Origin of the sequence: Streptomyces sp. NPDC021096 (assembly GCF_040641275.1) — a bacterium.
GTDB lineage: Bacteria > Actinomycetota > Actinomycetes > Streptomycetales > Streptomycetaceae > Streptomyces.
This window is the reverse complement of the sequence record NZ_JBFADG010000001.1, coordinates 170088-182442: the sequence shown is the minus strand read 5'-3', so window position 1 is coordinate 182442 and position 12355 is coordinate 170088. Positions and strand designations below refer to the sequence as shown.

General features: G+C 67.9%; 12 protein-coding genes. 10 read left to right on the top strand and 2 right to left on the bottom strand.

Translation table 11 applies throughout. The features are described 5' to 3' along the window. The first annotated feature begins 21 nt into the window (after window positions 1-21). From AB0G59_RS00850 to AB0G59_RS00825, 6 genes are all read left to right on the top strand, one after another. On the top strand, window positions 22-993 hold the full coding sequence (locus AB0G59_RS00850; protein ID WP_360906628.1) for a hypothetical protein: 972 nt from the start codon (window positions 22-24) through the stop codon (window positions 991-993). Window positions 994-1881: 888 nt separating this feature from the next. After that, on the top strand, window positions 1882-2448 hold the full coding sequence (locus AB0G59_RS00845; protein WP_360906626.1) for a hypothetical protein: 567 nt from the start codon (window positions 1882-1884) through the stop codon (window positions 2446-2448). A 13-nt stretch (window positions 2449-2461) separates the two neighbouring features. Further along, complete coding sequence (locus AB0G59_RS00840; protein ID WP_360906624.1) at window positions 2462-3106, top strand: hypothetical protein; 645 nt, start codon at window positions 2462-2464, stop codon at window positions 3104-3106. Further along, window positions 3103-3981: an immunity 49 family protein gene (locus AB0G59_RS00835; RefSeq protein WP_360906622.1), complete on the top strand. Its 879-nt coding sequence runs from the start codon at window positions 3103-3105 to the stop codon at window positions 3979-3981. The genes AB0G59_RS00840 and AB0G59_RS00835 overlap by 4 nt, the downstream gene beginning before the upstream one ends. Window positions 3982-4232: 251 nt before the next feature. Next, a complete protein-coding gene (locus AB0G59_RS00830) occupies window positions 4233-4610 on the top strand; it encodes a hypothetical protein (RefSeq protein WP_360906620.1) in 378 nt (125 codons plus the stop codon). Continuing rightward, on the top strand, window positions 4611-6095 hold the full coding sequence (locus AB0G59_RS00825; RefSeq protein WP_360906618.1) for an NF041680 family putative transposase: 1485 nt from the start codon (window positions 4611-4613) through the stop codon (window positions 6093-6095). It abuts the gene before it with no gap. Here AB0G59_RS00825 and AB0G59_RS00820 read toward each other — a convergent pair. After that, window positions 6087-6416 carry a DUF6191 domain-containing protein gene (locus AB0G59_RS00820; protein ID WP_190025239.1) on the bottom strand — a complete coding sequence of 110 codons (330 nt, stop codon included), beginning with the start codon at window positions 6414-6416 and terminating at the stop codon, window positions 6087-6089. The genes AB0G59_RS00825 and AB0G59_RS00820 overlap by 9 nt on opposite strands. A 412-nt stretch (window positions 6417-6828) precedes the next feature. Between AB0G59_RS00820 and AB0G59_RS00815 the strand changes: the two genes are divergently transcribed. The 3 genes from AB0G59_RS00815 to AB0G59_RS00805 all read left to right on the top strand — a co-directional run bounded on the left by AB0G59_RS00815 (window position 6829) and on the right by AB0G59_RS00805 (window position 11083). Next, window positions 6829-7299, top strand: coding sequence for a hypothetical protein (locus AB0G59_RS00815; RefSeq protein ID WP_360906616.1), 471 nt, complete (start codon window positions 6829-6831; stop codon window positions 7297-7299). An 815-nt stretch (window positions 7300-8114) separates the two neighbouring features. Next, entirely contained in the window at window positions 8115-8861 is a 747-nt protein-coding gene (locus AB0G59_RS00810; RefSeq protein ID WP_360906614.1) for an XRE family transcriptional regulator, read from the top strand. Window positions 8862-9709: 848 nt separating this feature from the next. Continuing rightward, a complete protein-coding gene (locus AB0G59_RS00805; protein WP_360907532.1) occupies window positions 9710-11083 on the top strand; it encodes a DUF6177 family protein in 1374 nt (457 codons plus the stop codon). A gap of 13 nt (window positions 11084-11096) precedes the next feature. Here the strand turns inward: AB0G59_RS00805 and AB0G59_RS00800 are convergent, their stop codons facing one another. Then, window positions 11097-11624 (bottom strand): PadR family transcriptional regulator, encoded by a 528-nt coding sequence (locus AB0G59_RS00800; RefSeq protein WP_360906612.1) that lies wholly within the window; start codon window positions 11622-11624, stop codon window positions 11097-11099. A 134-nt stretch (window positions 11625-11758) separates the two neighbouring features. On the opposite strand from AB0G59_RS00800, the gene AB0G59_RS00795 reads away from it, so the two are divergent. Further along, window positions 11759-12316: a hypothetical protein gene (locus tag AB0G59_RS00795; protein WP_360906610.1), complete on the top strand. Its 558-nt coding sequence runs from the start codon at window positions 11759-11761 to the stop codon at window positions 12314-12316. Window positions 12317-12355: the final 39 nt, after the last annotated feature.

Here is a 12355-nt window from a genome sequence, read left to right as displayed (position 1 = left end):
TTCCGGGACTCCGGCGCTTCCGTGCACTCCACATTCCAGGGGCTGTCGGCCTGCTACAAGGCACCGGAGGCGGACAAGCTGTTCGCCACCACACAACCGGTGGAGACCAAGTCGGACGCGTTCGCGGACGACCTGGAAAAGGTGACCGCCGCGCTGAGCGCGTACGCGGGCGAGGTCAAGCCGCTGGTGAAGAGGCTCGAGAACCTCAAGTCCGACGCCATCGACTTCGTGAGCAGCGTCGAAGGCGACGACGACTGGCGCAAGGACAAGAAGAAGGTCGACCGCAACAACGAGCTGGTCCGCGGCGTCAACGCCGCCGTATCCGCCTTCCAGGCGGCCGAGCGCACCTGCCACGACAAGATCGTCGCCTTGGTCGGCGGGAAGCCGCTCGTCGTCGATGACGGTTCGCACAAGCCGAACATGTACGGCTACAAGGCCAACGACCTCAACCACGCGGAGAAGCTGCCCTGGGGGTCGATGGCGCAGCGCGAATACACCGGCCTCCGCTGGCTGGGCCACCAGATCAAGAGCTTCGTCTGGGACGGCTTCGTCGTCGACGGCATCTGGGGCACCATCAAGGGCCTCGGCACGCTCGTGGGCACCGAGGGGTGGGACAAGGCCGGCCAGGCGTGGACGGGCCTGGCCAAGCTGTCCACCGGCCTCGTCATCAGCACCACGCCGCTGGCGGCCGCGTACTGGATGGCCCCCGAGAAGAAGCTGCCCAAGTGGCTGCGGACTCCCGCACGGCGGTCAAGGAAACCGGCAAGGCGCTCGTCGCCTACGACCAGTGGGGCAAGAACCCGGCCCGCGCCGCCGGCGGCGTCACCTTCAACGTCCTCACCACCGTCTTCACCGGCGGCTCGGGAGCGGCGGCGAAGGGCGGCGCGGTCGCCAAGACGGTCTCGGTACTGGGCAAGGCGGGCCGGATCGTCGACCCGATCACGTACGTGGGCAAGGCCGGCAAGGTCGCCTTCGTCAAGGTCGGCGACCTGATGTCGGGGCTGAAGAACCTGCGGATGGGCTCGACGGTCCACATCGCGGACGAGGCGTTCACGGTACCGGCCGAGGCGGCGGCCCACCTGCCGAAGCGGCCGGCGGATCTGCCGGAGAGCGCGGTCCCGTTCCTCGACAACGAGAACAAGGTCGTCTACCTCGACAAGGAAAGTGGCCGCTTCTTCAACGAACACGGCAAGGAACTCCAGCCCCCCGAAGAAGGAGCTTTCGGCGGCGGAACGTTCCACCGAAGCTCCGAAGTCGCCCGATCAGCAGCCGCATTCCACGGCGCCGGACCACGAACGCGTCCCGGCCACCGCGGGCGCGCGCGTGGGCGGCGACGCGACGGCGTCGGCGGGACGCGGCGGGGGGCACGCACCGGGCGGCGGTGCGGGGCACGCACCAGGTGGCGGCGTCGGCCACGTACCGGGCGGGACCGCGCAGCACGTACCAGGCGGGTCGACCAGCGAGCACGTCCCTGGCGGATCCACCGGTCGTACACCGGGCGGCGGTGCGGACGGCCATGCCCCTGGCGGCGCCGGTCACGACCTCGATCGGGGGCCGTCGGCCAGCCATGGCGACTCCCGGATCAGCCATGGAGAGACCCCGGCTCATGGTCATGGTGAAGCACCTGCAGCCGCTCACGGCGACAACCCGGCGGGAGGTCACACCGAGGCCCCGGCAGACGGGCACAGCGCCCTCGGTGGCGGCAGCAGCGGCGGGCAGCCGCCGAACAACCCCGGAGGCACGCCTCCGCGTACACCCAACCCAATCGACGAAATCCCTCAGGACCGCTATCGCCGAGGCACGGACACGGTAGGCACGCCCTCCGAGCCTCTGCGTCCCGAGCAGGAGCCAGAACTTGTCGAAGCCTTTACGCGAGCGAAGATGGACCCGACGGACCAGGAGCGCGCCCTAAAGGTCCTCCGCAAGCAACCCCGGGGCGCCGAGATCGCAGATATGATATCTCGCGGGCACCTCAGCCATGTGCCGGATTACCGTGAAATTCTCAACATGTGCAAGCAGGGGCCCAAACCCAAGGTGGGCGACAGGGGAATGGTTCCTGCCGCATATATGGCGCTGAGTCATGCAACCGAGCTGCAAAGCCGCGGCTTCAAAGACCTCGCTTTCGAGCTCAAGGACGACCTCACTGGCCTTGACCTGGATGTAGCTACCGTCCACACCGACGGCACAGCGCACTACGGTTACCAGCTCAAAGATGTAGACAACATCGATGGCATCAAGACCGCCGCAAGGAAGGCTGCCAAGCAGCTCCACTCGGGTTACGCCACACAGAAGGTTGCCCTACTGGATGTACATCAATCCATAGCGGACTTCAACGCTAAGATGCTCAAGGAAGTTGAATTCCAGGCTCGAATATCTGGATCCACTTTCCATCTGCGCTTCAAAGATGGATCCATCACCGTCCCGCCCAACGGCTCCGTTTTCCCGTAAGGAAGAAGTATCCATGTCGACTCTGATGCGCGCGCCGCGCGAGTGCGGCTCCTGGTTCTGGGACCTCGAGGAGGTAGCGGAACCCGGCCTGGAATCAGCATTGGCCACGGCAGCAAGAATGACAGACGTACTGGCAAGGCATGGCCTTCTTACCCCCCACCGTCTCGAATACGACTGGTACGTACTCGACCACGGCGGTATCGACATCAGGACCAACATCGCGTTGACCGTGCCGCTGGGTGACCCACGCCTACCGGAGCGAGTTCTTGCGAGTCGCCCTGCGGGCTTCCCGAACGCCGAGGTCTATGACGTCAATATCGTGGGCACGGGAACTTGGGTCGATGCTACGGGAAAGAGCCGCCGAGAGCCCCGACTTGTCGACCTCTCCCTCTCTCCCGTGCCCGTGGGCCTCTCCGCCGAACTCAGTGTCCACCACGACATCTGGGGCGAACTCGACTTCGCTGGCAAGCCACACCCCGACGTCCATCGCCAGAACGCACCGCGTCTAACGGCAGCTCTACAAGAGCTGAACTCCATGCTCGGCGTGACTGCACAGCCCGGCGAGGCCACGTACTTCGGATTTGCCACCCAACTGGGCATCGGAACCCCCGAAACCCTCGACGACGGTACGGGGCCTGACGTCACCGACAAACTGTGAAAACGGCGGAGGATCCGCTGGCGAAGGCGCTGCGGCATGGCCGTCCCGGTCCCGACGACGAAGGCTACGCACAGGCGCTGGGAGAAGGGGTGGCCAGTACCGTCCGACGACTGGAGCGGTCCCCCCGCATGTTCGACGCCGCACTGGGCAAGGCGCTCACGCACCTGCAGGCCCGGTGCGCGGTCGATCCCGATGGAGCGGAAATCGACACTTGGGAAGCTGCAGTCTCCGCTATGCAAATCGGGTCCGCACTGTTCTCCTCCGCGAGCGTGACTGAAGGAACCGTGGAGTGCCGCATCAACCATGAAATGTGGACCATCCCAGCCGCAGGAGCACAGCCGTTCGCCGATGCAGGCAATTGGCTGACCGCCTTCTGGCCTGCTGTGATCTGTCGCAATCAGACTCGCATGACTCAACTGTGCGAGATTCCCGTCGATTTGCTGCGAGCCTCCGGCGCAGAGTACGACGAGTACATTTACCACTGGGTGGATTCGCTTCAGACCTACTGGCTGGAGCGGTCGGGGCTGGCCGAGAAGCTTACTTCGGCGATCGAGAAGTCCCATCCGGATTTCGCAAGAATCGTCGACCAGGATCTGCTGGACAAGATCCTCTATCAGTCGATCAACCTGTTCCACTGCTTTCTACGCAAGGACCACGACGGTTTCGATCAGGCTCTGGCGGAGGCACTGGAAGCACACAAGGCATACTGGACGGCGAGCAAGGAGAGGGAGCGTAGCGTCGCCGGCTATCTGGCCCTTGGACCACTCGCCATCACATGCCTGGCTTACGACGCGGGCCGCCCGATCGAGGTCGAGTCCGACTACATCCCCAAACACCTGCTCACGCGAGGCTGGGTGGGCGAGTTCCCGTCCTGACGCCCATCCGGCGGCAGCGGGCCGAGCAACCCTCACGCGACAGTCCGTGGTGACCGACGAGGGATTCAACGGTGACACAAGCTGGGTCAGCGGAGTCGATTGACGCCTGGGCCGCCCGCCCTTCACTACCCCTCGGCGACGGCACCGACGCCCCGGCCCTGGACGGCCCTCCTGCGACTGGCCGAGCACCTCAAGGTGAACGGTGAACACTGCGCCTTGACGAAGGCGCCGCGCTTCAAGAGGACAGGGCAGTGAATCCGGAGCTCCGCACGTTCATCACCGGCTACCTCGACCTGGAACAGGGGTACTACGTCACCGGATCTCTTCGCAGGACTCTGCACGGGTTCAACGCGACATTCACCGAGGCAGTCCGGAGCGGACTCGCTGAAGTGATGGTGTCGCGGGAGCTGTCGGTTGAGGACTACGACGGACTCACCGGCATTGAGTTCGAGAGCGAAGCCGCCCTGTACGACTACCTCGGCACGATGCATGACCTTGCGTTTTATCTTCACTGGTCGAATCGTTCCTCGAACTTGATCACTCATGGTGATAAGTGCTGGACAGCAGAGCGGCCTTCGCCTGGAACCTGTGCTCCGTCACAGAGATACAGATCCAGCCGAAGGCCGTAGGTGAGTCTGCTGCATCACGATGTTCCGGGTGAGCCGTTCGGGCTCCTGTCACACTTCCGGTCGGAGTTGTACGCGTGCCTGACCGCGCGTGCGGACGCCCTGTTCGAGCTCACCGACGCGGTGCTCTGCGCGGACGGGCCGGTGAAGACCCTGGTCGGGCTGGCGCTCGCAGCCGAACACCGTCGTGGACACGGCGCTTTGTACGCGGGCCTGAACCAGGGGCAGCTGGACGTGGGCCGACTGCGACGGGCCCTGGTCTCAGTACCGCTGCCGAAGGCGGCCGACGGCCGCCTGGTCCTCGCTGTCGACGTCTCGCCCTGGCTCCGCCCGGACGCAGACACGGCCCCTGACTGGTGCTTCTGCCACACCTACGGGTACGGCGAGAACAAGCACCTGATGATCCCGGGCTGGCCCTACTCGGTCGTCGCCGCGCTGGAGACCGGCCGGACCTCATGGACCGCGGTCCTGGACACCGTCCGGCTGCTGCCCGGCGCCGACGTCGCAGCCGTCACCACCGCCCAGATCCGGGAGGGCGTGGAGCGTCTGATCACGGCGGGCCAGTGGGCACCGGGCGACCCGCACATCCTGATCGTGGTCGACGCCGGTTACGACGCTCCACGGCTCGCCCACCTGCTGGCGGACCTGCCCATCGAGATCCTGGGCCGGACCCGCTCGGACCGGGTGATGCGTCGGCCGGCGCCCTCCCGCGAGGCTTTCCACCAGGAACACCCCGATGGCGGCCGGCCGCCCAAGCACGGTGGTGAGTTCGTCTTCGGACAGCCGGAATCCTGGGGAGATGCGCAGGTGGTGACCGTCACCGGCACCCGTCTCTACGGGAAGGCGACGGCCCGGGCATGGGACCGGCTCCACTCCCGACTGACCCGGCGGGCCGCCTGGATCGACCACACCGCCGAACTGCCCATCATCGAAGGTACGGTCATCCGCCTCCAGGTCGAGCATCTGCCCTCGGGTGCCGGTCCGAAGCCGTTGTGGCTGTGGTGGTCCAGGACCGGCGCCACTGCGGCCGACGTCGACCGCTGCTGGCAAGCGTTCCTGAGAAGGTTCGATGTCGAGCACACTTTCCGGATGATGAAGCAGACCCTGGGCTGGACCGCCCCCAGGCTCCGCAGCCCCGAGGCCGCCGACCGATGGACATGGCTCATCGCCGCCGCCTACACCCAGCTCCGGCTCGCCCGACCGCTCGTGAGGGACCTGCGGCACCCGTGGGAGAAACCGGCTCCGCTCGAGCGGCTCACCCCGGCCCGGGTCCGGCGAGGGTTTCGAAACCTGCGTCCGACGACTGCTTCACCAGCGCGTGCACCGAAACCGTCCCGGCCCGGGCCCGGCCGGCCGCCAGGCTCGAAGAACCGCCGCCCGGCCAGCCGCCACGACGTGGGCCGAGTCCTCACCACCGGCCAGCCGTTCCAGCGGCCCACCCACCACAAGGTAGGGACAAAACCTCGCCGCACAGCAGAATCAGGCTGACCGGCGGCGCTCAAGACGAGCCACCCCGCCGTCGAGATCGATCCCGGTTCTCCGCGGGGCACCATCCTGCTCGTCATCCCGCAGCACCAGCTCAATACGGCGTTGCTCCAGCTGGACCCGCTTGCTCGGGTAGATCAGAGCATGCAGTTCCTCAGTAGCCGTGGCACCCACACCCCGGCTCCCCAGCTCCCGTTCCCGAAAACGGCCAGGCAGCCACCCCCGCCCCTGAGCCTGCCGGACCACATACTGGACGGCCGCCAAAACGAACAGCGGTATCACCACGATCAACACCACGAACGGGCTTGTCAGCAAGCGCACCATGAACCGACAACGCCCACCATCGCACCCATGTTCCGGCCGACTTGACCAGCGAGGGTAAAACGCAAGATGACTACCTGTTCGGAAACCTGCCCGAGCAGCCGCTCCCGCCGGAGTAGTTCGGGCCACAGCCGAGGCGGGGGCGCCGCCGGGACGACGCCCCTCGGCCCGTCACACCGGGTGCGCCTCCCGAAGATGGACCCCCATGACGTTGGCCATACGGGTGGCCTCCTGGGCGCGCGCGTGAGCGGCGACGCGACGGCGTCGGCGGGCCGCACCGGCGGGCACGCACCGGGCGGCTCGGCCGGCCACGTGCCCGGTGGCGCGGCACACGACCTCGGCCGAGGTCCGTCGGCGAGCCACGAGGGGTGAAGGCTGCGAAGGAACAGCTGAACAAGAAGGGATGGAATCTCAAGTGACGGACGAAGCGCCGCGTGCCCTGCTTCAGCGCCTGCGTGCCATCGACTGGGAGGACGAGGACGCACCGTACGACCATGCCGAGTCGAGAGCCGCACTGCTTCGCGAGCACCTCCGGCGTACAGCCCTCTGGGCGCTGGCCTTCAAGGCCGAGCTGTCCTGGCCGTACATCGATCTCGCCAAGCTCATCGACCCCACGGTGCGGGCTGATGACGAGGTCCTCGCCGAGTTGAAGGACTACCTCGACGAGGAGGTGGGGTGGCCTCAGGTGGAGGCGACCCTTGTAGGGGCCGTGCACTGGGCTGCTTTCCGAAGTGGGACGCAGATTACGCTCCCCGACCTTGACGACCCGTACGAGCCACTACTGCTCATGTACGAACGGGGGGGGTGGTTTCACCATCGAAAGCGGCTTCATCGACCTCAACGGTGTGGAGGTGCGGGTCAAACCACTCCTGACGTATGCGACTGAGGTACCTGTCGTCGCGCTGGATTCCACTGCCCTGGATGTGCTCGACGAACAGGGCCAGCGAGAAAACGGGGGAGGGTGACGCGAAGTCCATCGCCCGGAAGGACGAGGCCGCTCCCGCCGGAGCAGTGCGGGCCATAGCCGAGACGGGGGCGCCGCCGGGACGGCGCCCCCTCGGCCCATCACACCGGGTGCGCCTCCCGAAGGTGAACCCCCATGGCGTTGGCCATACGGGTGGCCTCCTGCCCGTCACCGGCTTCGAGGGCCCGGTAGCGGCTCTGCTTGATATGCCAGCACGTCTCGCACCTGGGCCGCTGGGGCGCCGACGTCTCCGGCTGCCCCCTCCCCCGACGACTCCGCGCGTTGGCGTCAGCCACCTTGGCGCGCAGCTCGTCACCAGTGCTCATCGACCGGTCCGCCTCACTCATCGGCTTCCCTCCGGACACGGGACGAAGTCGATGCCATGCGCGGCCACACGGACGGTGAAGGCGAGCTGTGAGGGCTTCAACACCGAGGGCGCCTTCGAGCCACCACGCATGCCAAGCTCGCTACCAGTGGGTGCCGCTGCCGGCACGAGAAGGGCCCTCACCCATTCGAGGCAACGGACGATAAGGTCTGCCACTGTCGACCTGCTTCCTTCAGGTTGACCACACCCCCGGGCCGTTCCTGCGGCCGCGGGGGCCTTCCTTCGAGATCGTGTCGTCCCGCCGGGGACGTATTTCCCTATGAGCAAGGACAGTTGGGTCGTCCGGGCGCTACCGTCGAAGAACGCCCAAACGTCCGCGGGGGGACTCTTGAACACGGCCCTACGATCAGCTATGAAATCCGCCGGCTTGTCGCCCAGACAGCTCGCGGTCCGTGTCGGAGTCTCCGGCAAGACCGTGGAACGGTGGATCGCGGATGAAGGGTTGATCCCGCACGCCAGAAACCGAGAAGACGCCTCCATGGCGCTGGGAGTGGAAGCAGCGATGTTGTGGCCCAAAGCCGTCAGGGACCGGCTCAAGACCGGTAGCGACCAGGAGATCGTCCAGAGCTACCCGTACCGGTCCGCGTGCCCTTCCACGGTGTGGGGCGATCTCATCAGCAGCGCGACGGAGGAGCTGTTCTTCGGCGGGTACACGTCCTACTTCCTCTGGACCCATGTGCCCGACCTGCCCGGCGTACTGCGGCGAAAGGCCGCGCAGGGCTGCCGCGTCCGTTTCCTGATCGGTAATCCCGACGGCGCCGTGACCCGCCAGCGGGAAGAGATCGAAGACGTGGCCCTGGCCGTGTCCACGCGCATCCGCGCAACGCTGGAGCAGCTGACTCGCATGGGCGAGATGGAGAGGCTGGAGGCACGCTTCTCCGCCCCGGCCGACGCCACCAATCACGTCTCGCTGTCCGTCTTCCGCTGCGACGACGAAGCCCTCGTGACGCCTCACCTGGCCCGGCAGGTCGGCCACGACTCGCCGCTTCTGCACCTGCGGCGCCATGGTGACCGGGGGTTGTTCTCCCGCTTCGCGGCACACGCCGAGGAGCTGTGGTCCCGGGGCACTCCCGCGGCCGGCTCACCACCCCATCGCTGAGGCAGTGGCAGGTGGGCGGATCTCCAAGATGGTCGCCGCGCCTGCCACTGTTCGGTCCTCGGTGCATGGTGATCTGCTGACCGGGTTCGAAGTGCCGCCACTGGGCGGGGGTCAGGGGGAGCAGCCGGACCGTGGCGCGGCCGCCGGATTCCAGGAACGGCCAGCCCTCGACCCACAGGCCGGCGACGTTCCAGGACGGCCCGCCGGTGGGTAAGCGGTGTCCGATTTTCCCACATCAGCTGGAGAACGTCGGCGCGCGCCCCACGGACGGGAAGGCCGACCCGGTTCATCTGCTGGTTGCCAAGCGACAGCGTCTGACCTCGGAGTGGTTCTACGAATGCTGCGAGAGGTTCGGCGTCGATGATCCGAAGGGGCACGGAACCTCCGAGCAGGCAGCGGAATACAACGCCGGCATCGACGCGATCTACGGACCGACCTGCCTTGGTATCTTGAGCGCCTGCTGCCCGGTCTCTACGCAGTCGGTCTCCTCGGCTACCAGGCGCAGGACACCGCAGACTGAGATCAACAAAAGACCCTCGCCGCAGAATGCGAGGTGGACGAGCCCTGGGGCGCGAACGACGCGCGGTGTGCGTCAACTCACCCGTCAAGGTGCCGCCGATGCGCCACGCTTGCCCTCAGCAGGCCAGTAGCGGTGTCCGGCCGGGGGCGGTGTCCTTTTTCACTAGCCCCACATACCAACGTAGTTCGGCAAGAACCGCGTCTGGCAAGGTGTCACCCAGCTCCCACGCGAGCTGGGGCTCGCACAGATCACTCATGCCCGCCAGCGTAGAAGCCCGTACCGGCCCGATTGGACACCCGTGAAAGACGTCATAGCCCTCACCCCCAACATGCCCTCCTCCCAGGCGCTGGTGGCCGGGCTGTACGCGGGCGGGCCCGAGCTTGGGGTCGGGAGCGTTCAGGACGGGGCCGTCGTGCAGTTGTGTGCGGTGGACGGTAGTCCGCTCGTTTCTCTCGAGGCGCCTCTTCTCGTGCACGTTCCCGGAGAGGCGGAGCGTCTGCTCGGTGACGGCATCAGCGCGCCCCCGACGCCGTACTGGTGGACCGAGATGCGGGCCTCCACCGCTGTCGCCGAGGCGGCGCCGCTCGCGGGGTCCGTCGCCGGGCGGCTCACCGTACTGCTCGGCGGCACCGTCTGGCCTCCGGGGGTCGCCACCACCGACGTCGTCGAGACGCGTGCGCCGGAGGGTGCCCACCCGGCGTCCGGCGAAGCGCAGCTCGCCGTCGACGTCCTCACCGGCTCCACCGCCGTCGTCCTCGCCGACCGGCCTGTCATCGCCCTCAACGCCTGGCTGTCCGAGGTCCTGCGCACGGTCACCGCCGGCGGCCTCGCCCTGCAGATCGTCACCCCGCCCCACGTACGCCTCAGCCTGCCGCTCCGCAGCGCGCTGACCGGAGCGCCCAACCGCTGGGTCGTCCAGGACCCCAACTGCGGCTACTACGACGGCCTCTCCGGCGCCGTGCTCCACTGGCAGGACGGAACGTTCACGCCGGTCCGCGACGAGAGCGGCGAGGCCTCCGTCGCCCAGGCGTTCACGGAGGCTACGCCCACCACGGAACGGCAGCTCTGCGTCGCCTTCCGCGTGCTGCACGAGCAGGTCACCGACGACCTCGTGCTCGGCCGGGCCCTCGGGGCCGCGTGGACCGCGCTCACCGGCACCGCCCCCGCCGGATGGGGCACAGCCGAGCCCATCAACCTCTCCTGGTCGATTGGCCAATTGACCGACCTCGCGCGCGACCGCTCCCCCGAGCCCACCCATCTGCTCGCCGTCGGTCACCCCGGCCGCCCCGCCCTCGCCACCCACCGCATCACCCGCACCGGGAACGGCGTCGCGGAGGACGTCACCCTCACCCTCGGCTACAGCGAGGACGAGCAGCCTCCGTTCGACGCGATCGAGCCCCTCGCCCGTACGCTCGCCGACGAGCACGGTCTCGTCTCGATGCTCGCCTCCCTGCGCCGGGCCCGCCGCGACCTCACCGTCCCCCCGCACTTCGAGGCCCCGCCCATTCCCCTCTCCTTCACCCTCGGCGCCCCGGACGTCCGCCGCGTGGGCCTCGAGCACGCCCGCCGCCCACCGCTCGACCTCCGGCCCGCAGAGTTCGGGTCCGCCCTCCACTACCCCCTCGGCGACGGCACCGACGCCCAGGCATGGACGGTCCTCCAGCAGCTGGCCGAGCACCTCAAGGTGAGCCCGGGGAACTGAAGGGGCGACGCCCTTACCGCGCCCGGGTCTTTTCGAGTTCTTCGGCGGCCCAGCGGGCCCATTGTTCGCGCATGGCGGTGAAGCGCAGGCCGTACTCGATGGCGAGGCGGCCGTTGACGGACAGCGGGTCGTCGCCCCAGTCGACCTTCTGTTCCAGCTCCGCCAGCGCCGCGCGCTGCCCGGCCGCGCGCTCCGCCTCGCCCACGAGATAGGTGACCGCCTCCAGGGGCGTGAGGTGGTTGAGGAAGAAGACCCGGAGCAGGGCCTCGCTGCGGCGGGCGGTGTCGGGGTGGGGTTCGGTGAGCCAGCGGTGCAGTTCGGCGCGGCCGTCCTGGGTGATGGCGTATTCCTTGCGGCCGCGGGGGCCTTCCGCGCAGACCTCCAGCAGGCCGCCCTTCGCGAGCTTGGCCAGCTCCCCGTAGACCTGGCTCTGGGTCGCCGGCCAGGCATTGCTCAGCGAGGTCTCGAAGCTCTTCATCAGGTCGTAGCCGCTGGCCGGCTCGTTCGCGAGAAGGCCCAGCATCGCGTGTCTCAGGCTCATGCCCCCACCCTACCTTCCACAATCGACATGTCGAACGTGGACATTCCACAACTGACATGTCATAGTTGGAATGTCGGCCGGGGGGTCGGCGCCCGGCACGGCCGCATCCGGCCACCGACCAAGGAGACGTCTCGATGAACTACCTGCGCGGCTTCATGCCCTGGATCGCCTTCGCCGCCGTCTCCTCGTACGGCTGGCAGTGGGGCGCCGCCGCGGGGCTCGCCACCGCCATAGCCCTGCTGGTCAAGGAGCGCAAGGCAGGCACCGCCGGACAGTCGCTGATCCTGGAGCACAGCACGGCGGGCTTCTTCGCCGCGCTGACCGCCCTGGCCTTCGCTCTCCCGCACAGCGGGCTGCGGCACTTCGGCGGTGCCATGTCCCTGGGCTGGCTCGCCCTCACGGCCTGGGCCACCCTGCTCGTCGGCCACCCGTTCACCACCGGCATCGCCAAGCGACAAGCACCGCAGGAGGTATGGGGCACCCCGCTCTTCCGCCGCATCAACGTCGTGATCACCACCGCCTGGGCACTCGCCTTCACCCTGGCCGCCGCCGCACTGGCCCTCACCAGCGCCGAGGACCTCGGCAGCGGGGTGTCCATAGCGGTCCAGGTCGCCGGATTCGCCCTGCCCGCCGCCTTCACCGCCCGCTACCCCGAGCGCGCCCGCGCCCGCTACGCCAAGGCGGCCGGGTAAGCCCGGGGTCGGGCCGGCTCACCACCCCAGGGGTGAGCC